A 16301-nucleotide genomic window follows, 5' to 3' on the forward strand; every position below is an offset into this window, starting at 1 on the left:
CGCAAACGCCAGAATACGGACGCGGCCCGATGAAGGACTCGTTGGTCGCTCGCTGACGCTCGCTCATCACGCCCCCAGCGACTTCACCAGGTCGCGGATGACCCCGTTGCGCTGGATCTCCGAGGAGCCGGTCAGCACCCGGAACATCCGCAGCCGCCGCCAGATCACCTCGATCTCCGCGCCACGGACCATGCCGGCCTTGCCGTGCAGCTGCAGCGCCGCGTCCGCGATCTCGAAGGACCGCTCGGCCACGAACAGCTTGCACATGAACGACTCGATGCGTGGGCGCTTGCCGGCGTCCAGGTCTGCGAGGGCGTCATAGGTCATCGACCGGGCGGCGTAGTAGTCGGTGGCCATGTCGGCGAGCCGGTGCTGGATCGCCTGCTTCTCCAGCAGCAGCCCGTCGAAGACGGTGCGGTGTGCCGCGAAGTCGAGCGCCAGCGCGAGCGCGCGGCGGGCGGCACCGAGCGCGGTCGGGCAGTGCAGCAGACGGTTGGCGGTGACCCGGCCGAGCGCGATCCGCAGCCCCTGGCCGACCTCGCCGAGCAGGTTCTCCTGCGGCACGAAGCAGTCCTCGAGCACCACGTCGCTCTCGATGTTCTGACCCGACAGCGGCAGGTCGCCGGGCAGCACCCGGCAGCCGGGGGAGTCGAGGTCGACGAAGAACGCGGCGTACGACTCCTCCTCGCCGGCCATCCGGGCCACCAGGATCGCGAAGTCGGCGAAGGTGCCGCCGGTGCTGAACACCTTGCGACCGCTGACCAGGAAGCCGCCCGAGGTGGGCGTGGCCGTGGTCCGCATCCGGCGTACGTCGGAACCCGCGTCGTCCTCGGTCATCGAGAAGCAGCAGGCGCGCTCACCGCGGACGACCGGCATCAGGTACTTCTCTACTTGGTGCTCGGTCGCGTGCTCGAAGATGGCTCCGACCCGCAGCGGTCCACCCATGTCACCGAGCACGCTGGTGGCGAGCTGGCGACCGGACGCGCCGATCTCCTCCTTGAGCGCGGCGAGCTCGGTGAAGCTCAGACCTTGCCCACCGAGCGACTCGGGCAGATGGATGCCGTAGAAGCCGAGCTCACGGCTGCGCTGCCAGACCGGCTCCAGCATCGAGCGGTCCAGCGGCGTCTCCGGGCCGAGGCCGAGGCCGCTCTCGTAGTCGGCGAGCTCACCCTCGAGGTAGTCGCGCAGCCGGGTCACCAGCTCGTCGAGGCGCGGGTTGTCGGGGTAGGACGGGTTGAGGGAGAAGGTCATCTCAGCCGACCTTCCGCTCGGTGCCGGCCCAGTCGCGCTCGCGCAGCGCCCGCCGGTCGACCTTGCCGTTGCGGTTGAGGGGGAGTGCGTCGGCGAACTCGATGATCCGGGGCACCTTCACCCCCGAGAGACGCGTCCGGCAGAAGTCGCGCAGCTCCTCCTCGGTCGCGATGGTGCCGGCGGCGAGGGAGACGTACGCCTTCACCGTCTCGCCCCACTTCTCGCTGGGCACGCCGACGACGCAGGCCTCGCTGACGGCCGGGTGCTCGTAGAGCGCGGCCTCGACCTCGGAGCAGTAGACGTTGTAGCCGCCCGAGATGATCATGTCCTTCTTCCGGTCCACGATGAAGACGAAGCCGTCCTCACGGATCCGGCCCAGGTCGCCGGTGTGCACCCAGCCGTCCCGGAAGGTCTCGGCGGTCGCCTCGGGTGCGTGGAAGTACTCCCGGACGCAGTCCGGGCCGCGCGCCACGATCTCGCCGATCTCGCCGGCGGGCAGCGGGTTGTGGTCGTCGTCGACCACGATCACCTCGGTGTCGTAGACCGGGCGGCCGCAGGAGAGCAGCAGCTCCGGGTCGGACTCGATGCCGCGGACGACGTCCTCGGAGCTGAGGAAGGTGATCGCGCTGGTCGTCTCACCCTGGCCGTAGCCCTGGTTGACCACCGGACCGAGGGCCTCGACGGCCTCGCGCAGCCGAGCCGGGCTGACCGGGGCGCCGCCGACGGTGATGCTCTGCAGCGCGGAGAGGTCGCGCTCGCGCAGGGTGGGGGAGGCAAGGACGAGGTTGAGCATGACCGGCACGACGAAGGTGTGGGTGACCCGCTCGCGTTCGAGCGTGTCGAGGTAGGCCTCGACCTCGAACGCCGGCAGCACGACCACGGCCGCGCCGCGGAAGAAGCAGCCGAGGATCACCATGCCGCTGGCGTGGGTGATCGGTCCGGGGGCGAGATAGACGGCCTCGGCAGAGAGCGAGCCGTAGGGGTTCATCGCCAGCTTGCGCATGTTGGCCAGCCGGTTGCCGACGGTCTGCACCGCCGCCTTCAGAGTCCCGGTCGAGCCGGAGGTGAAGTTGAGGACGGCCGGAGCGTCCTCGTCGACGTCGACCGCGACCGGGTCGGTGGAGCCTTCGGCGAGCAGCGCGTCGTACGCGGCGGCGACGGTGGCGCGGTTGTCGAGATCGATGATCAGACACTCCAGGCCATGAGCGTCGACGATCTTGCGGACCAGCTCGAGGTAGGCGCCGCCGGTGAAGACGACCTTCACGGCCGCGTCGAGGAGCACGTGCTCGACCTCGGCGGCGGCGAGTCGGGCGCTGATCGGGACGCGGAGCGCGCCCGCCTTGCAGATCGCCATCTCCGCGACGACGAGCTCGCCTCGGTTGGTGGCGAGGGTGGCGACGGGAGTGCCCGGCGTGCAGCCGCGGGCGATGAGGGCAGCGGCGAGCCGGTTGGTGTCGTCCTCGAGCTGGCGGTAGGTCCATCGGTCGGTGCCGGAGACCAGGGCGGTGGCGTCGGGGGTGAAGGTCGCGGTGCGGGTGAGATAGCTGCCGAGATTCACGGATGCCCTCCTGGTTGTCGGGTTCGCTGCTGTGAGCGCGGTCACCGAGATCATAGACAGTGTGTCCAGAAACAGTCCAGCCGTTCGGCAAAGTGCTAGAACAGTGCCCATGACCGTGGTTGAGGACCGGCGCAGCCGGCGAACGCGAGGAGCGCTCCGCGATGCGCTCGTCTCCTTGGTGCTCGAGCGTGGCTACGCCGCGGTGACGGTGGAGGACATCGTCGCTGCGGCCGACGTGGGCAGGGCGACCTTCTACACACACTTCAAGGACAAGGAGGCGCTCTACGACCACGTGGTGTCATCGGTCCTCCTGGACCTGAAGGAGCGACTGGCCGAGGTGCTGGCCCCGGAGGACGCCGGGTTCACCGGCGAGCCGGTGGCCGAGGTGTTCCGGCATGCGACCGAGCAGCCCGACGCGTACCGGATGATCCTGCGGGGTGAAGGGGACGGGCGCGGCCTGCGGGCGTTCGAGGACGCCTGGAGCACCACCGCCCACGAGATCTTCACGGCTCGGGTGAAAGCACACGCCGTCCGCCCGCGCGTGGATCTTCAGGTGCTGGCGCGGGCGTGGGTCGGTGAGCAGGTGGCCGTGCTGCTGTGGTGGCTGGATGCCCCGGAGCCGCGGCCGGCCACCGACCAGGTCGTCGAGACGCTCGTCGAGCTCTCGCGCCGCGGACGCTTCTGGGCGACGGGATTCGATCCGGGCGCGCGCTGAGTGGCGGTGCGGATTTGGACAGGGTGTCTTGTGTGTCGCGGGTCACTGACCTTACAGTCGGACGTGACGACCGTTACTAGACGCTCTGTCTAATATCTTGAAGGGCGGATCTCCGTGTCCTACCGCACCCTGCTCACCGAGTACCCAGTCGGAGCGCGCCGTCGCGTGCTGCTGGCTGTAGTCGTGCTCGCCCTGTTCATCTCGGCGTTCGAGGGTCAGCTGGCCCCCGTTCTGCCGTTGCTGCTCGACGACCTCGGGATGTCGCTCAAGACGTACGGCCTCATCACGGCCGCGTCGCTGATCTTCGGTGCCCTCGCCGGCTACCTCGGCGGGGAGCTCGCCGACCGCGTCGGCCGGGTGAGGATCCTGGTGCCGTTCATGTTCCTCTCCGCCGCCGCCTGCCTGTTCATGGCGACCGCGGACTCGGTGGCCCACTTCGCGCTCGCCAGGATCGTGCTCGCGTTCGTCGAGGGCGTCGCCGTCGCCGGCACCCAACCACTGATCCGCGACTTCACCCCGCGGATGGGCCGCGCGCAGGCGTTCGCCTTCTGGAGCTGGGGCTCGGTCGGCGCCAACTTCTTCGCCGCCGCCGTGGCCTCGGCGACCCTGGGTGTCTTCGGCAACCAGTGGCGCTCACAGCTGTTCATCATGGCCGGCGCCGCTCTGGTCGGTGCCATCGTGGTCGCCCTCACCCTGCGTGACCTCGCCCCGGAGGTCCGCCGCGCCGTACGCCTCACCGAACGCGAGGCCCACACCGTCGAGATTCCGCAGGGCGGGAAGGGTCTGGGCCTCCTCCTCGCGCGCCGCGCCTTCTGGACCCACGTGCTGGCGATGTCGTTCCTCTATGTCCTGCTGGCCACCATGAACGCCTACGCCCAGACGATGCTCGTTCAGCAGTTCGGCGTCTCGGTCCGTGCCGCCTCGGCGATGACGATGGTCTTCTGGTTGAGCAACCTGGCGATGAGCCTGGTCTTCGCCCGCATCTCGGACCGTACGCAGCGCCGCAAGGCCCTCATGGTCGGCGGCGGTGTCGCCGCCACGATCTTCCTCGGCGCCTTCCTGGCGCTCATGGGCCAGGGGAGCGAGGCGTCCGCGAGCGTGGTGATCGTCCTGTTCGTCGGTGTCGGCGTGGCGCTCGCGTCGATCTTCGGACCGTGGATGGCGAGCTTCTCCGAGCACGTCGAGGAGGTCCACCCCGACATCCAGGGCCGAGCCTTCGGTCTCAATCACCTGCTCAACCGCACCTTCATCCTGGCGACGGTCCTCTTCGCGCCGCGAGTGGTCGAGGCGACAGGCGGCTGGGAACGCTGGATGACGATCGCCTGGGTGGCGACGGTCCTGTTCACCGTCACCGCGGCACTCGTCCCCGGCGTGACCGGTCGCCACTCCCGGACCGACACGGACGCCGAGGCCGGGGCTGTCACGCAGCCTGCCTCGTGACCCGCGAATGCCGAGGCCGGCTGGACAGCTGGCTCTACAGCTCGACCGACGAGCCCGACGTCAGGTTCACGCTGGCCAACGAGCGTACGTTCCTGGCCTGGATCCGCACCTCACTGGCGTTCCTCGCCGTCGCGGTCGCTGTCGACACTCTCGAGGTGGGCGGCGGCACGGCCCTGGCCGTGCTCGCTCCGCTCAGTCTCGCGATCCTCGCGGCCGGCTGTGCCGCGTGGTCCTGGTGGAGCTGGGTACGCAGCGAGCGGGCGATCCGCAGGCGTGACGCCCTGCCGACCCGCCGAGCACCGCTTCCCCTGGTCTTCGGTGTGCTCGGCTCGGTCGCGCTCGTCTCGATGGCCCTGCTGGTGTGAGCGGCGCCGGCGTGGGCGGCGACCCGGGACTGCAGCCCGAGCGGACCGAGCTCGCCTGGCGGCGTACGCAGCTGTCACTCGTGGTCGCCGCGCTCGTGGTGGTCCGCCACCCGCTGGCCGATGGCCACCTGTGGTGGCGCCTCGGCGCGGCGCTGGTGGTGGCCGCGCTGGCGGCGTACCTGCTCCTGGGGCGCCGCCGCGTCCACGTCACCGCGGCGGTCGCTGCCGCGATCGCAGTCGTCGAGATGGCCGGGATCGCTGGACTGACGTAGCTCCCCTTGAAATCGGCGAGTCGCCGAGTAAGCATGATTACATGCTTACAACTGAGTTGCGCGGGTGGTTCACCGGACGACTGCCCGATGGGGTGTACGACGAGATCGTCGATGTGGTGGTCGACCGCGAGGAGATCACCGTTGTCGGGCGGATCAAGGAGCCGAAGACAGCCGAGGGCGCTTCGGACGAAGAGATGGCTGCCGCGAACGAGGGGCGGGCGAGCGAGTTTCGCGAGCGCACCCGTGAGGACCGGATGGCCGTTGCGCGGCAGGCCGAGCGAAGGTTCGGCCGGAAGGTCTCCTGGGGCGTGGAGGTCGGGGGAGAGCGGCACATGTTCACCACCGTCTCCGCGCCGGTGATGACCCGGCTGCGCCAGCCCGAGCGTGCGGTCCTCGACCTGCTCGTCTCCGGCGGCGTCGCCCGCAGCCGCAGCGACGCGCTCGGCTGGTGCGTCAAGCTCGTCCAGCAGCACACGGGCGACTGGCTCACCGAGCTGCAGGAGTCCCTGGTCAACGTCGAGAAGGTGCGGGCCAAGGGCCCCGACGGGTCCGGCTCGTCGAGCTCGTCCTAGCGGCACCCACCGACGGGTCGCTCAGACGACCGTCACACCCGTCAGTGCCCAGCCGATCATGGCGAAGACACCGCCGAACACTGTGAACGGGATCGCCATCGCGACCAGGCAGCCGATGGGTGCGCCTTCGGATCCGACCATCGAGCGACTCGGGTCCAGCGGATCGATGACGATCGCCAGGGGGAGCGCCGAACCGTCGACCGCGAACCGCTGGTTGTCCAGGGCGCCCTCGCCGGCGTACTCCTCGCCGTTGGGGCCCCGATACTCGTAGTGCGCGATCAGCTTGGTCCGCGAGCCATGCTGTCCGCTGCTCACCCTGCGGGTCTCGAACTCGCGGATCGTCGCTGTCGCCGGCGTCCAGGTTCTGAGCCGCCGGCGCTGGATCACGCCCCAGACGACGAACCAGATGCCGAACGCGGCAAAGAGCAGACCCCCGAAGAAGAACCCCCAACCGATCACCATGGTCGTCATGGAACCACGCACGACAGGCCAGAGGAGTGCAACGGCTCGCGGGAAGCCCTACCGGGATCGGGAGGCCTCCCGCTCGGCGCGCTGCTGGACCAGCTCCTCGACCTGGGTCGGAAGCGTGGTGTCGAAGTCGATCACCTTCGCCCAGGTCGGGGTGACGACGATCCGGACCATGCGCTCGTACAGCGAGCGGACCTCGGCCTCCCAGACGACCCGCTGCTCGGGCGTCATCTGGTAGGAGCCGTTCATCTGGAGGTACTCCCAGGGGATCCCGTCGACGTAGTCGAGCTCGACCATGCCACGGATGAACAGGATCTTGGGCGGGTGCACCTCGGTGTCGATGGTCAGGGCGACGACCGGGTTGTGGCGCAGCGAGATGAGCTTGGGGGAGTTGGGCGTGGTGCACATGACGACCTCTGAGCCGTTCCAGGCGAACCCGATCGGGACGTTCCTCGGGGTGCCGTCCTTGGCGACGTACGCCAGTCGGGTCAGGTCCCGCGCCAGGAGCTCCTGGCTCAGCGGACGGCTGAGGACCTCGTCGATCTCGCCGGGCTGCATGGTGTTCGACATCTGCGTCTCCTCGGATGTGGCGACCTCGGCTGGTCGCATTCACTCCATGAACGGAGACGTTCCCATCGTCTCTACATCCCGCGCGCGAGATCACCAGCCGTCGGACAAGATGGTTCTCATGGACCACGAGAGTGCGCGGCGCTCGGCCGCATTCGTAGGACTGGCCACGCTGCCGATCGGGGCAGCGATCCTCCTCGCGCCGGAGCAGGTGGGCCGGGCGCTGAAGCTCGGTGATCACCCCACGGCGCTGCGAGCGATCGGTGTCGCGGACCTGGCGCTGGTGCCCGGGTTGCTGGCGGGGCGCCGCCGGCTGCCGTGGATGGCGGCTCGCGCCGGGCTCAACGTGGCGATCGCGGCGTACTGCGTGAGCCTCGCGCGCAGCGAGGGCAATCTCGGGCCGAAGATCGCCGCGTCAGCGCTGGCGGTCGCTACGGCTGCCGACGCCCGCACGATCCTTGCCCTGCGCGAAGGTGAGAGTCGCCGGTCCTGACGTTGTGACTCCGATCTGGGTGCGGATGCCGCGGCGGTAGGCCGAGGGTGAGATACCCAGGCGTGCGACGAAGGTGCGGCGGAGGGCCTCGGCGCTCGAGAAACCGGCATCCGAGGCCGCCTGCGCCACCGAGCGGCCGGCCTCCAGCCAGCTCCGCGCCAGATCGAAACGTACGCTGGCGGCGTACTCGGCTGGGCTCATCCCGACCTCGTCATGGAAGAGGCGCGTGAGGTGGCGCGGGCTGATGCTGACGTGACGCGCCAGCGAGATGACGCTGTGCCGGTACGACGGGTCCTGGGCGATGAGCTCGGTGATGACGCGCACCGGGCTTTCGGGCACGGCCAGAGCGCGCAGGGGAGCGGAGAACTGGGTCTGTCCGCCCGAGCGCCGCAGGTAGACCAGGAGCCCCTGCGCGACCCGCTGCGCTGTTGCCGCGCCGAGGTCGTCCTCGACCAGGGCCAGCGCAAGGTCGATGCCGGCGGCGACGCCGGCGGATGTCGCGACGTGGCGATCACGTACGAAGATCCGGTCCGGCTGCACGTCGATGAGGGGGAACCGGAGTGCCAGGTCATCGGTGAACTTCCAATGGGTGGTCGCGCTGCGCCCGTCCAGCAGGCCGAGCTCCGCGAGCACGAACGCCCCGCTGCAGATCGACACGACGCGTCTGGCCCGGCCGGCCAGGATCTGCGCGGCGGTGAGCAGCTCGTCGGTCACGAAGGCCGACGGCGCACGCTCGCTGCCCGGCACGATGAGTGTGTCGAGCGGTGGGGCGTCGGCTGCGGCGGCACTCACGGCGACACCGCCGCCGATCGACGAGGTCACCGCGTCGCCCGAAGGGGAGAGCAGGACCACCTCGTACGCCTCTGTCGCCTGGTTCGCCTCCACGAAGACCTCTGCGGGACCGACGTAGTCCAGCGCCTTCACACCGTCGAAAAGGAGGAACCCGATCCGTCGCCTCGTACCAGCCATCGACATCCTCTCCAGGTTATGGATTGAGTATTCCATAACGGTGGTCATGAAGACCGGTACATTCGGGGAATGGCCAGACCTCGGGAGATCTCAGTCACGGCGGTACGTGACGCAGCGCTCGACGTGTTCCGTGAGCATGGCTACGAGCGAACCTCCATGCATGACCTCGCCGAGCACACCGGCGCGGGCAACGGCAGCATCTACGCGGCGTTCGGGAGCAAGCGCGGCCTCTTCCTCGCCGCCCTCGAGGCCTACTGCGGCGGCAGGATCACCCTGACGACCGACGCCTTGGCGGGGGAGGGCGGAGCCCGTGAAGCCGTACGCCGCTACCTGCTGCGCATCGCCGACGACTGCACCGGAGATCCGCGGCGCCTCGGCTGCCTCATGGTGCGGTCGCTGGCAGAGCTCGCCGACCGCGACCCCGAGGTGGTCGACATCTGCAGGCGGACCCTCGACGTGATGGAGGAGCGGATCGCGGCCCGCATCGGAACCGGCACCGGAGCAGGCACGCTGGCGCGCGAGATCCTGCTCTTCTCGCAGGCTCTGATCCAGGCCGGGGCCACGGCGACGTCGCGGCGAGAGCTGCGCGAGTCGGCAAACGCCTACGTCGACCGGCTCGTCCTGGCCTGACGCGTCCGTTTCCGAGGGATTCGCGGCCGTTCGGGCAGGCGACTCGGGGAGGTGTATGCGGCGACGATTGTGGCGTCCTCGCTCACCGATCCAACAGGAGCACCATGCCCTTCTTCACCACGTCCGACGGCACCGACATCCACTACTCAGACTGGGGGACCGGTCAGCCGATCGTGTTCAGCCACGGCTGGCCGCTCAGCTCGGACGCCTGGTCGCTCGAGCGCAAGACGCTCGCCGACGCCGGCTACCGGGTGATCGCCCACGACCGCCGTGGCCACGGTAAGTCCGCCCAACCCTGGCAGGGCAACGACATGGACACCTACGCGCGCGACCTCGCCGAGCTCGTCGAGCATCTCGACCTGCGCGACGCGGTCTTCGTCGGCCACTCGACCGGCGGGGGAGAGGTCGTCCGTTGCGCGGCCCAGCACGGCAACGGACGCGTCGCCAAGGTCGTCACGATCGGTGCGGTCCCGCCGATCATGCTCCAGACCGAGGCGTACCCCGAGGGGCTCCCGATCGACGTGTTCGACGGGATCCGGGCCGGCGTGCTCGCCGACCGCTCGAACTTCTACCGCGAGCTGGCGCCGTCGTTCTTCGGCTTCAACCGCGACGGCGTCGAGACGTCGCAGGGCGCGATCGACGACTTCTGGCGCCAGGGGATGCTCGCCGGGATCCAGGCGGCGTACGAGTGTGTTGCGGCCTTCTCGGCGACCGACTTCACCGAGGACCTGAAGGCTCTCGATGTGCCGATCTTCATCGCGCACGGCGACGACGACCAGATCGTGCCGATCGGGAACGCGGCGCTGAAGTCGATCGAGCTGGTCAAGGACGGCACGCTCAAGGTCTACCCGGGCGCCCCGCACGGGATCTTCGGTGCGTACCAGCAGGAGCTGATCCAGGACATCCTCGCCTTCATCAAGAAGTGAGCGAGTAGCGACTCCGTGGCGCGGTACCGCCTCGTGTGGTCCCGCGCCACGACCTGGCGCCGGCGAGCCGGCGTCGTCAGGGCGTGATGTTCTGGTTGTGGCTGAAAAGGTTCTCCGGGTCGTAGGCCTGCTTGACCTTCCTGAGTCGCGCGTAGTTGCTGCCGTAGGTGTCGGTGACGCGGCCCTGGTCGTCGTCGGACATGAAGTTCACGTAGCCCCCGGCCTCGGAGTGCGGCGTGAGCGCGGCGGCGTAGTCGCGGACCCATGCGATGTGGGCGTCGTCGTCGGAGGCGTCCGGCCAGGCGGAGACGATGACCGTCGAGAACGTCGCGTGGCGGTAGGAGAACGCGGTGTCCGTCGCGCCGACACGGGAGGCAGCCCCGTTGATCGAGTACAGGTGCATCGTCGAGCTCGCGTTCGGCGCCTTGGGGCCGTGGGCCAGGTGCACCTCGATCGCCTCGTCGGTCAGCTCGGTGACGTAGTTGCCCTTCCAGTAGCTGCGTACGCCATGGGGGAACAGGTCGTCGAAGGCGCTGTTGAGCCACGGATACGGCATCGGCCCGACCATCTCGCCGACGCGCGGCGCGAAGTCACGGAACGGCTGCATCGCCGCCTCGCCCTCCTCGACGGGCCCGCTCCAGTGGACGACGGCGGCGCAGAGCGTGTCGCCGTGGCGGTCCTCCGGGAGGAATGGGAGGGGAGGGGCCACCTGGAACGCTGGGAAAGCCCCGTAGCGTTCGTCCGCTTCGGGGATCCACGTGCGGAAGAACCGCAGCAGATCGCCCGCGTGCTCCAGCTCGTAGAAGAAGAGTCCGACGACGACCTGGTCCACGGGATGCAGGTCGAACTCGAAGCTCGTGACGACCCCGAAGTTGCCGCTGCCTCCGCGGAGCGCCCAGAACAGGTCGGCGTTCTCGGACTCACTGGCGCGACGGAGCTGTCCGTCCGCGGTGACGACGTCGACTGAGCGAAGGCTGTCGATCGAGAGACCGAAACCGCGCGTGAGGTAGCCGATGCCGCCGCCGAGCGTGAGGCCGCCGACGCCGGTCGTCGACACGATCCCGCCAGGCACGGCCAGGCCGTGCGCGTGGGTGGCGTCGTTGAGGTCCGCCAGTGTCGCGCCGCCACCCACGCGAGCGGTCCGCGCGGTGGCATCGACCTCGACGGAACGCATGGGGGACAGGTCGATGACCAAGCCGTCATCGATCGTCCCGTAACCAGGCGAGCTGTGCCCGCCGCCACGTACGGCCAGCGCCAGGCCGGTGTCGCGTGCGAAGTTCACTGCGGCGATGACGTCGTCGACGTTCGCGGCCGGCACGACAGCGGCCGGACGACGGTCGATCATTCCGTTCCAGACGGCTCGAGCCGTTTCGTAGTCGGGATCGTCGGGTGCGACGACCCGCGTCACTTGTTTGCGAAGTTCGTTGATGGATGTCATGACTTCAGCGTCATCCGACGCAGTCGTGGCAACCACTCCGGCGACGCCACGTCATCGAGTTCCGGTACAGCGGGGGACGGCCGTATGAGGGACTCAAGGGACGTCAGTTGACATAATGTGCATTATCGGCGACTAACCCATTGGTCGAAACAGGGGCGTTAGGGTTCGCTGTTGTGAGTGAAGACTTCGACCCGACCGCACACAACCGCGTCGCGTGGGACGAACTGGTCGACAACGACAACGAATGGTCGCGGCCGGTTGGTCCCGAGGTCATCGCGAAGGCACGTCAAGGCGACTGGTCGGTGGTTCTGATCGGTCACGAGCCGATCCCGCGTGATTGGTTCCCGTCCGAGCTGGCTGGTGCCCGAGTGCTCTGCCTAGCCTCCGGCGGTGGCCAGCAAGGTCCGGTCCTCGCGGCGGCGGGCGCCACGGTGACCGTGTTGGACAACTCGCCCAAGCAGCTGGCCCGCGATGACGAGGTCGCCGCTCGTGACGGCCTGGAGCTTCGTACCGTCCTCGGCGACATGCGCGACCTCGGTGTCTTCGACGACGCCAGCCTCGACGTGATCGTGAACCCGGTGTCGAACGTGTTCTGCCCCGACCTCACGCCCGTTTGGAGGGAAACGTTCCGCGTGCTGCGCCCCGGCGGGACGCTCATGGTCGGATTCATGAACCCGGACGTCTACATCTTCGACGAGGTGGCGCTCGACCGGCGGGAGCTGGTGGTACGTCACCGGCTGCCGTTCAGCTCGCTCGATCTCTCGGAGGCCGACCGGATGCGCGCGTACGGGAACGGCCCGATCGAGTACAGCCACTCGCTGAGCGAGCAGATCGGCGGGCAGCTGGCCGCTGGGTTCATCCTCACGCACCTCAGCGAAGCGCCGCACCACGCAGACGTCACGGCCCAGCACCTGTCCGCCTACATCGCAACCCGCGCGGTCAAGCCACACGAGTGATCAACCAGATTCAGTCAGACGGCGGCACAGCCGTCTCTCGCAGCACTTCGCGCGCCGGCGACAGCAGCACGGCGTCGCGCGTGTCGGCGGCTGTCGCCTTGACGTAGATCCCGGTGGTCTTGAGGTCCTCGTGACCGAGCAACCCTTGCACCGCAGGCACCGGTACGCCGGAACGGATCAGTCCCTTGGCGGCGCTGTGCCGAAACGCGTGCGCGGCTTCGCCAGGCTGCTTCGGGACGCCGGCCAGACGGATCCAGGTCTCGACCAGGTGGTTGAGCGCGCCAGGTCGCAGCTGTTTGCCCGAGGTCAGCACGAACAGGCTGTCGGCCGCGTCGCGAGCGCCGAAACGGGCCTCCAGCTCGACCAGGTAGAGGTCGACCGCATCGACGGCCTCGGGCGGCAGCGGCAGGTTGCGCTGCTTATCGCCCTTGCCGATGACCCGCACCAGCGTCTCGCCGTCGGGTTCGCGCCGGATGGAGCCGATGGTGAGACCGCACAGCTCCGCGGCACGTACGCCGGTGGTGACCAGCACCGCGAAGATCGCCCTGTCACGAGCCGGCCAGCGGCGCCGGTCAGTGCCTTCGCGTGGAGTCGAAGCGACCCGTGCCAGGCGGCGGAGCTCGTCGACGCTCCAGCCCGCCGGCAGCCGGCTGGGCCGCTCGGGTGCCTCGATACGCAGCGTCGGATCCACCAGCAGGTGTCCCTCGAGCTGCAGCCAGTGGGTGAAGAGCCGCAGCGTGCCGACGCGGCGCTGACAGGTCGCCGCGGCCGAGCTCTCCCGCAGCGACCTGTAGGCGATGCGTACGTTCTGGTCGGTCAGCGCCGAGATCGACACCAGCGCCAGCACATCGGCATCAGGCTCGCCGCCCGCGTCGACATGCAACTGCCGCGCCCAGGCGGCGATGTCCTGCCGGTAGGCGTTGCGCGACTTGTCGTTGAGCCCGCGGCGCGTGAGTGTGGCCCGGTCTGTCAGGAAGTCCTCGACGACATCGCCGAACATCACACCATCGTCAGGTACGCTCACATCCCCCGATATTACAGTCTTTTCGAACATTTCTGCGATAGGGGGTACTATCGCGGAATTCTGGCGAGGTGGCAGACTCCAGCCGTGGCCGACACCGCTGTGACTCACCGCACCGAACACGTCAACGGAATCGACCTGCACTGGGTGGAGTCAGGGCCGGCGGACGGCCGGCTCGTGATCCTGGTGCACGGGTTTCCGGAGTCCTGGTACTCGTGGCGCCACCAGATCGCCGCGCTCGCCGACGCGGGCTACCGGGCGGTCGCGATCGACGTACGTGGATATGGCGGCTCCTCGAAACCGACCGCCATCGAGGACTACCGGATGCTGCGTCATGTCGGCGACAACGTCGGCCTGGTGCACGCCCTGGGCGCGGAGACGGCCACCATCGTCGGGCACGACTGGGGCGCTCCCATCGCCTGGACAACGGCTCAGCTGAGGCCGGACGTGTTCACCGCCGTAGCCGGTCTGTCGGTGCCGTTCAGCCCCTCCGGACGCCGTCGGCCCACAGAGGCGATGGCACAGGCCGGCGGCGACGACGAAGACTTCTACATCTCCTACTTCCAGACCCCGGGTGTCGTCGAGGCCGAGATCCTGCCCGACGTACGCCGCTGGCTGCTCGGTATCTACTACTCGATCTCGGGCGACGGCGTACTCGCCGCCGGCGGTGATCCCCGCGGGGCGCTAGGGCTGGTTCCCCGCGGCGACCGGCTCTCGGACCAGTTCGTCTACCCCACCACGATGCCTGAGTGGCTGACCGATGCCGACGTCGACTTCTACGCCCGCGAGTTCGCCGACTCCGACTTCCTCGGACCGCTCGCGCGCTACCGCAACATCGACCGCGACTGGGAGGATCTGGCGGCCTTCAGCGACGTGCCGATCAGGGTGCCGTCGCTCTTCGTCGCCGGCGAGTACGACGGCCCCGCGATCACCGGCAGGCGCCAGATCGAACGCTTCGACCAGACCCTGCCGGGACTCACTCGATCGGTGCTACTCCCCCGGTGTGGTCACTGGCTCCAGCAGGAGCGCCCCGAGGAGACCAACCAGCTCCTGCTCGAGTTCCTGGCTAGCTCAGAGCCACGCTGATCGCCAGGGCCACGACGGCGAGCAGCGGGATCACGCCCTGCTTGAGAGCCGCGCTGCGCTTGTCGGGCGAGAAGATGAACAACACTGCCGCGGCGGCCGCCATGGAGCCGGCTCCGGCGAAGACCAGAGCCGAGCCGACCGCTGCGGAGCACACCGGGTACAGGACGATGCCGACCGCGGTGACGATGGCGAGGAACAGGTTGTAGAAGCCCTGGTTGAAAGCCAGCTCTTTGGTCGCCTCGGCCTCCTCGGCGCCGATCCCGAACACCGCCCGCGTCTTCGGGCTCGTCCAGGTCAACGACTCCATGACGAAGATGTAGACGTGCACCAGGGCGGCCAGGGCGGCGAGCACCAATCCAGCAACGACCATCACAGACCTCTTCCCGGTTGGGTGCTCGAGCACCAGCTGAGGCTGACAGTAACCGATCCTCGCGCATGGGCGCTGCCGCGATCGGGTACCTGCTCGCCATGGGGAGCAACGTCCTGGACATGGTGGGCACCACGGTTGTAGTGCTCGTCGTCCTGATGGTGCTCGCGGCCGCCGCCGGCTTCCTGCTGGCGAGGCTGGAGAGACGGCGCGCACGCCGGATCCATGACGATCTCGTCGAGATGCGTGACCAGCCCGGTCGGCATCGCCGCTAGCGCAGCCGTGCCCTCGGTTTCCCGGCGCAGTTGATGCAGGTGCGCGCCACCGGGCGCGCCTCGAGCCGACCCTCGGCGATCGGCCGGCCGCAGTCCTCACAGGTCCCGTACGTCCCCGCGTCCACGCGCTCCGTGGCAGCATCGATCTCGGCGAGATGCTCGCGCGCCTGACGTACGAGCGCTTGCACCTGGGATCGTTCGAAGGCGATCGTCGCACCCTCGGGATCGTGCTCGTCATCGGCGTTGGTGTCGCGCGAGGCCGCGACGACGGCGTCGAAGTCGGCGCTGAGGTCCGCCAGGCGCGCGAGCGTCTGCCGGCGCTCCGCCTCGAGCCGTTCGCGCGGTTGATCCATGTGGTCGACGGTAATTCGATGGCCCCCGTCTCCGAAACCCGATTGTCTGGCCGCGTGATCGAGGATCTGCGAACCCTGGCGCTGGTCGCCGCGACCATGACCATGGGCCTGATGGCGGGCTACTTCGCTCTCTATGCGCACACGATCATGCCCGGTCTGAAAGCCACGGACGACCGTACGTTCGTCGGCTCGTTCCAGGCGCTCGACCGCGCGATCATCAACCCCTGGTTCATGGCGAGCGGGTTCCTCGGCTCGCTCGCGTTCACCGCGCTGGTCGTGGCGCTGTCCCTCGGGTCCGACGTGCGCCGGCTGCTGCTGTGGGTGGTGGCCGCGCTGGTTCTCTACCTGGTCGCCTTCGTCATCACCATCGCAGTCCACCTCCCGCTCAACGACGCGCTCAAGGCGGCGGGATCACCGGACCGGATCGCCGACCTCGGCCAGGTCCGCGAGGCGTTCGACGAGGCGAGATGGGTCCGCTGGAATGTCGTACGGACCCTCACGACGACTGCCGCACTCGGCTGCCTCGCGTGGAGCCTGTTCCTCCAGGGTCGACTCTCGGCCTGACCTCTCGCCGAGACG

The 16301-nt window shown here is 68.8% G+C and carries 21 protein-coding genes; 12 read left to right on the forward strand and 9 right to left on the reverse strand.

What is annotated here, in order from left to right; translation table 11 throughout:
- Positions 1–66: 66 nt before the first annotated feature.
- The gene (locus tag ABZU72_RS24610) at positions 67–1251 is read right to left on the reverse strand and encodes an acyl-CoA dehydrogenase family protein (RefSeq protein WP_355021414.1); all 1185 of its coding nucleotides are present in this window, start codon (positions 1249–1251) and stop codon (positions 67–69) included.
- Between the two features lies 1 nt (position 1252).
- Positions 1253–2809, reverse strand: a complete 1557-nt coding sequence (locus ABZU72_RS24615) for an AMP-binding protein (RefSeq protein ID WP_355021415.1) — start codon at positions 2807–2809, stop codon at positions 1253–1255.
- 109 nt (positions 2810–2918) lie between these two features.
- Between ABZU72_RS24615 and ABZU72_RS24620 the strand changes: the two genes are divergently transcribed.
- The 5 genes from ABZU72_RS24620 to ABZU72_RS24640 all read left to right on the forward strand — a co-directional run bounded on the left by ABZU72_RS24620 (position 2919) and on the right by ABZU72_RS24640 (position 6173).
- Positions 2919–3524: a TetR/AcrR family transcriptional regulator gene (locus ABZU72_RS24620; protein WP_355021416.1), complete on the forward strand. Its 606-nt coding sequence runs from the start codon at positions 2919–2921 to the stop codon at positions 3522–3524.
- 114 nt (positions 3525–3638) lie between these two features.
- The gene (locus ABZU72_RS24625) at positions 3639–4964 is read left to right on the forward strand and encodes an MFS transporter (protein ID WP_355021417.1); all 1326 of its coding nucleotides are present in this window, start codon (positions 3639–3641) and stop codon (positions 4962–4964) included.
- Positions 4961–5329, forward strand: coding sequence for a DUF202 domain-containing protein (locus tag ABZU72_RS24630; RefSeq protein ID WP_355021418.1), 369 nt, complete (start codon positions 4961–4963; stop codon positions 5327–5329). The genes ABZU72_RS24625 and ABZU72_RS24630 overlap by 4 nt, the downstream gene beginning before the upstream one ends.
- Positions 5326–5601: a DUF202 domain-containing protein gene (locus ABZU72_RS24635; RefSeq protein WP_355021419.1), complete on the forward strand. Its 276-nt coding sequence runs from the start codon at positions 5326–5328 to the stop codon at positions 5599–5601. Before ABZU72_RS24630 ends, ABZU72_RS24635 begins: the two co-directional genes overlap by 4 nt.
- A 41-nt stretch (positions 5602–5642) precedes the next feature.
- Entirely contained in the window at positions 5643–6173 is a 531-nt protein-coding gene (locus ABZU72_RS24640) for a hypothetical protein (protein WP_355021420.1), read from the forward strand.
- Positions 6174–6194: 21 nt separating this feature from the next.
- Here the strand turns inward: ABZU72_RS24640 and ABZU72_RS24645 are convergent, their stop codons facing one another.
- Positions 6195–6644: a DUF3592 domain-containing protein gene (locus tag ABZU72_RS24645; RefSeq protein WP_355021421.1), complete on the reverse strand. Its 450-nt coding sequence runs from the start codon at positions 6642–6644 to the stop codon at positions 6195–6197.
- Between the two features lie 48 nt (positions 6645–6692).
- The gene (locus ABZU72_RS24650; RefSeq protein WP_355021422.1) at positions 6693–7211 is read right to left on the reverse strand and encodes a pyridoxamine 5'-phosphate oxidase family protein; all 519 of its coding nucleotides are present in this window, start codon (positions 7209–7211) and stop codon (positions 6693–6695) included.
- 118 nt (positions 7212–7329) lie between these two features.
- Between ABZU72_RS24650 and ABZU72_RS24655 the strand changes: the two genes are divergently transcribed.
- The gene (locus tag ABZU72_RS24655; RefSeq protein ID WP_355021423.1) at positions 7330–7701 is read left to right on the forward strand and encodes a hypothetical protein; all 372 of its coding nucleotides are present in this window, start codon (positions 7330–7332) and stop codon (positions 7699–7701) included.
- Here ABZU72_RS24655 and ABZU72_RS24660 read toward each other — a convergent pair.
- On the reverse strand, positions 7624–8670 hold the full coding sequence (locus ABZU72_RS24660) for a DJ-1/PfpI family protein (RefSeq protein ID WP_355021424.1): 1047 nt from the start codon (positions 8668–8670) through the stop codon (positions 7624–7626). The genes ABZU72_RS24655 and ABZU72_RS24660 overlap by 78 nt on opposite strands.
- Before the next feature lie 69 nt (positions 8671–8739).
- Here ABZU72_RS24660 and ABZU72_RS24665 point away from each other — a divergent pair, with 69 nt between their 5' ends.
- Entirely contained in the window at positions 8740–9300 is a 561-nt protein-coding gene (locus tag ABZU72_RS24665) for a TetR/AcrR family transcriptional regulator (RefSeq protein WP_355021425.1), read from the forward strand.
- A 104-nt stretch (positions 9301–9404) separates the two neighbouring features.
- The gene (locus ABZU72_RS24670; RefSeq protein ID WP_355021426.1) at positions 9405–10226 is read left to right on the forward strand and encodes an alpha/beta hydrolase; all 822 of its coding nucleotides are present in this window, start codon (positions 9405–9407) and stop codon (positions 10224–10226) included.
- A 76-nt stretch (positions 10227–10302) separates the two neighbouring features.
- On the opposite strand, the gene ABZU72_RS24675 is transcribed toward ABZU72_RS24670, so the two are convergent.
- Positions 10303–11664 carry an FAD-binding oxidoreductase gene (locus tag ABZU72_RS24675; protein ID WP_355021427.1) on the reverse strand — a complete coding sequence of 454 codons (1362 nt, stop codon included), beginning with the start codon at positions 11662–11664 and terminating at the stop codon, positions 10303–10305.
- A gap of 173 nt (positions 11665–11837) precedes the next feature.
- Here ABZU72_RS24675 and ABZU72_RS24680 point away from each other — a divergent pair, with 173 nt between their 5' ends.
- Positions 11838–12620, forward strand: coding sequence for a class I SAM-dependent methyltransferase (locus tag ABZU72_RS24680; RefSeq protein ID WP_355021428.1), 783 nt, complete (start codon positions 11838–11840; stop codon positions 12618–12620).
- Positions 12621–12630: 10 nt separating this feature from the next.
- Here the strand turns inward: ABZU72_RS24680 and ABZU72_RS24685 are convergent, their stop codons facing one another.
- Positions 12631–13644, reverse strand: a complete 1014-nt coding sequence (locus ABZU72_RS24685; protein WP_355021429.1) for a tyrosine-type recombinase/integrase — start codon at positions 13642–13644, stop codon at positions 12631–12633.
- 84 nt (positions 13645–13728) lie between these two features.
- Between ABZU72_RS24685 and ABZU72_RS24690 the strand changes: the two genes are divergently transcribed.
- Positions 13729–14727, forward strand: a complete 999-nt coding sequence (locus tag ABZU72_RS24690; RefSeq protein ID WP_355021430.1) for an alpha/beta hydrolase — start codon at positions 13729–13731, stop codon at positions 14725–14727.
- Here the strand turns inward: ABZU72_RS24690 and ABZU72_RS24695 are convergent.
- On the reverse strand, positions 14708–15130 hold the full coding sequence (locus ABZU72_RS24695; protein ID WP_355021431.1) for a DUF1304 domain-containing protein: 423 nt from the start codon (positions 15128–15130) through the stop codon (positions 14708–14710). The genes ABZU72_RS24690 and ABZU72_RS24695 overlap by 20 nt on opposite strands.
- A 32-nt stretch (positions 15131–15162) precedes the next feature.
- Here ABZU72_RS24695 and ABZU72_RS24700 point away from each other — a divergent pair, with 32 nt between their 5' ends.
- Complete coding sequence (locus ABZU72_RS24700; protein WP_355021432.1) at positions 15163–15369, forward strand: hypothetical protein; 207 nt, start codon at positions 15163–15165, stop codon at positions 15367–15369.
- On the opposite strand, the gene ABZU72_RS24705 is transcribed toward ABZU72_RS24700, so the two are convergent.
- Positions 15366–15722: a TraR/DksA C4-type zinc finger protein gene (locus ABZU72_RS24705; protein ID WP_355021433.1), complete on the reverse strand. Its 357-nt coding sequence runs from the start codon at positions 15720–15722 to the stop codon at positions 15366–15368. The two genes, ABZU72_RS24700 and ABZU72_RS24705, sit on opposite strands and share 4 nt — an antisense overlap.
- Positions 15723–15776: 54 nt before the next feature.
- Here ABZU72_RS24705 and ABZU72_RS24710 point away from each other — a divergent pair, with 54 nt between their 5' ends.
- A complete protein-coding gene (locus tag ABZU72_RS24710; protein ID WP_355021434.1) occupies positions 15777–16286 on the forward strand; it encodes a DUF1772 domain-containing protein in 510 nt (169 codons plus the stop codon).
- The last annotated feature ends 15 nt before the right edge of the window (positions 16287–16301 follow it).

Source organism: Nocardioides sp. NPDC004968, from assembly GCF_040608935.1.
In the GTDB taxonomy this organism is placed as follows: domain Bacteria; phylum Actinomycetota; class Actinomycetes; order Propionibacteriales; family Nocardioidaceae; genus Nocardioides.

What these genes read in the sequence shown, in the direction of transcription:
- ABZU72_RS24645 (WP_355021421.1), bottom strand. Translation starts at nt 6,644, where the DNA reads ATGACGACCATGGTGATCGGTTGGGGGTTCTTCTTCGGGGGTCTGCTC.
- ABZU72_RS24670 (WP_355021426.1), top strand. Translation starts at nt 9,405, where the DNA reads ATGCCCTTCTTCACCACGTCCGACGGCACCGACATCCACTACTCAGAC.
- ABZU72_RS24660 (WP_355021424.1), bottom strand. Translation starts at nt 8,670, where the DNA reads ATGGCTGGTACGAGGCGACGGATCGGGTTCCTCCTTTTCGACGGTGTG.
- ABZU72_RS24655 (WP_355021423.1), top strand. Translation starts at nt 7,330, where the DNA reads ATGGACCACGAGAGTGCGCGGCGCTCGGCCGCATTCGTAGGACTGGCC.
- ABZU72_RS24610 (WP_355021414.1), bottom strand. Translation starts at nt 1,251, where the DNA reads ATGACCTTCTCCCTCAACCCGTCCTACCCCGACAACCCGCGCCTCGAC.
- ABZU72_RS24700 (WP_355021432.1), top strand. Translation starts at nt 15,163, where the DNA reads ATGGGCGCTGCCGCGATCGGGTACCTGCTCGCCATGGGGAGCAACGTC.
- ABZU72_RS24705 (WP_355021433.1), bottom strand. Translation starts at nt 15,722, where the DNA reads ATGGATCAACCGCGCGAACGGCTCGAGGCGGAGCGCCGGCAGACGCTC.
- ABZU72_RS24650 (WP_355021422.1), bottom strand. Translation starts at nt 7,211, where the DNA reads ATGTCGAACACCATGCAGCCCGGCGAGATCGACGAGGTCCTCAGCCGT.
- ABZU72_RS24620 (WP_355021416.1), top strand. Translation starts at nt 2,919, where the DNA reads ATGACCGTGGTTGAGGACCGGCGCAGCCGGCGAACGCGAGGAGCGCTC.
- ABZU72_RS24675 (WP_355021427.1), bottom strand. Translation starts at nt 11,664, where the DNA reads ATGACATCCATCAACGAACTTCGCAAACAAGTGACGCGGGTCGTCGCA.
- ABZU72_RS24640 (WP_355021420.1), top strand. Translation starts at nt 5,643, where the DNA reads ATGCTTACAACTGAGTTGCGCGGGTGGTTCACCGGACGACTGCCCGAT.
- ABZU72_RS24665 (WP_355021425.1), top strand. Translation starts at nt 8,740, where the DNA reads ATGGCCAGACCTCGGGAGATCTCAGTCACGGCGGTACGTGACGCAGCG.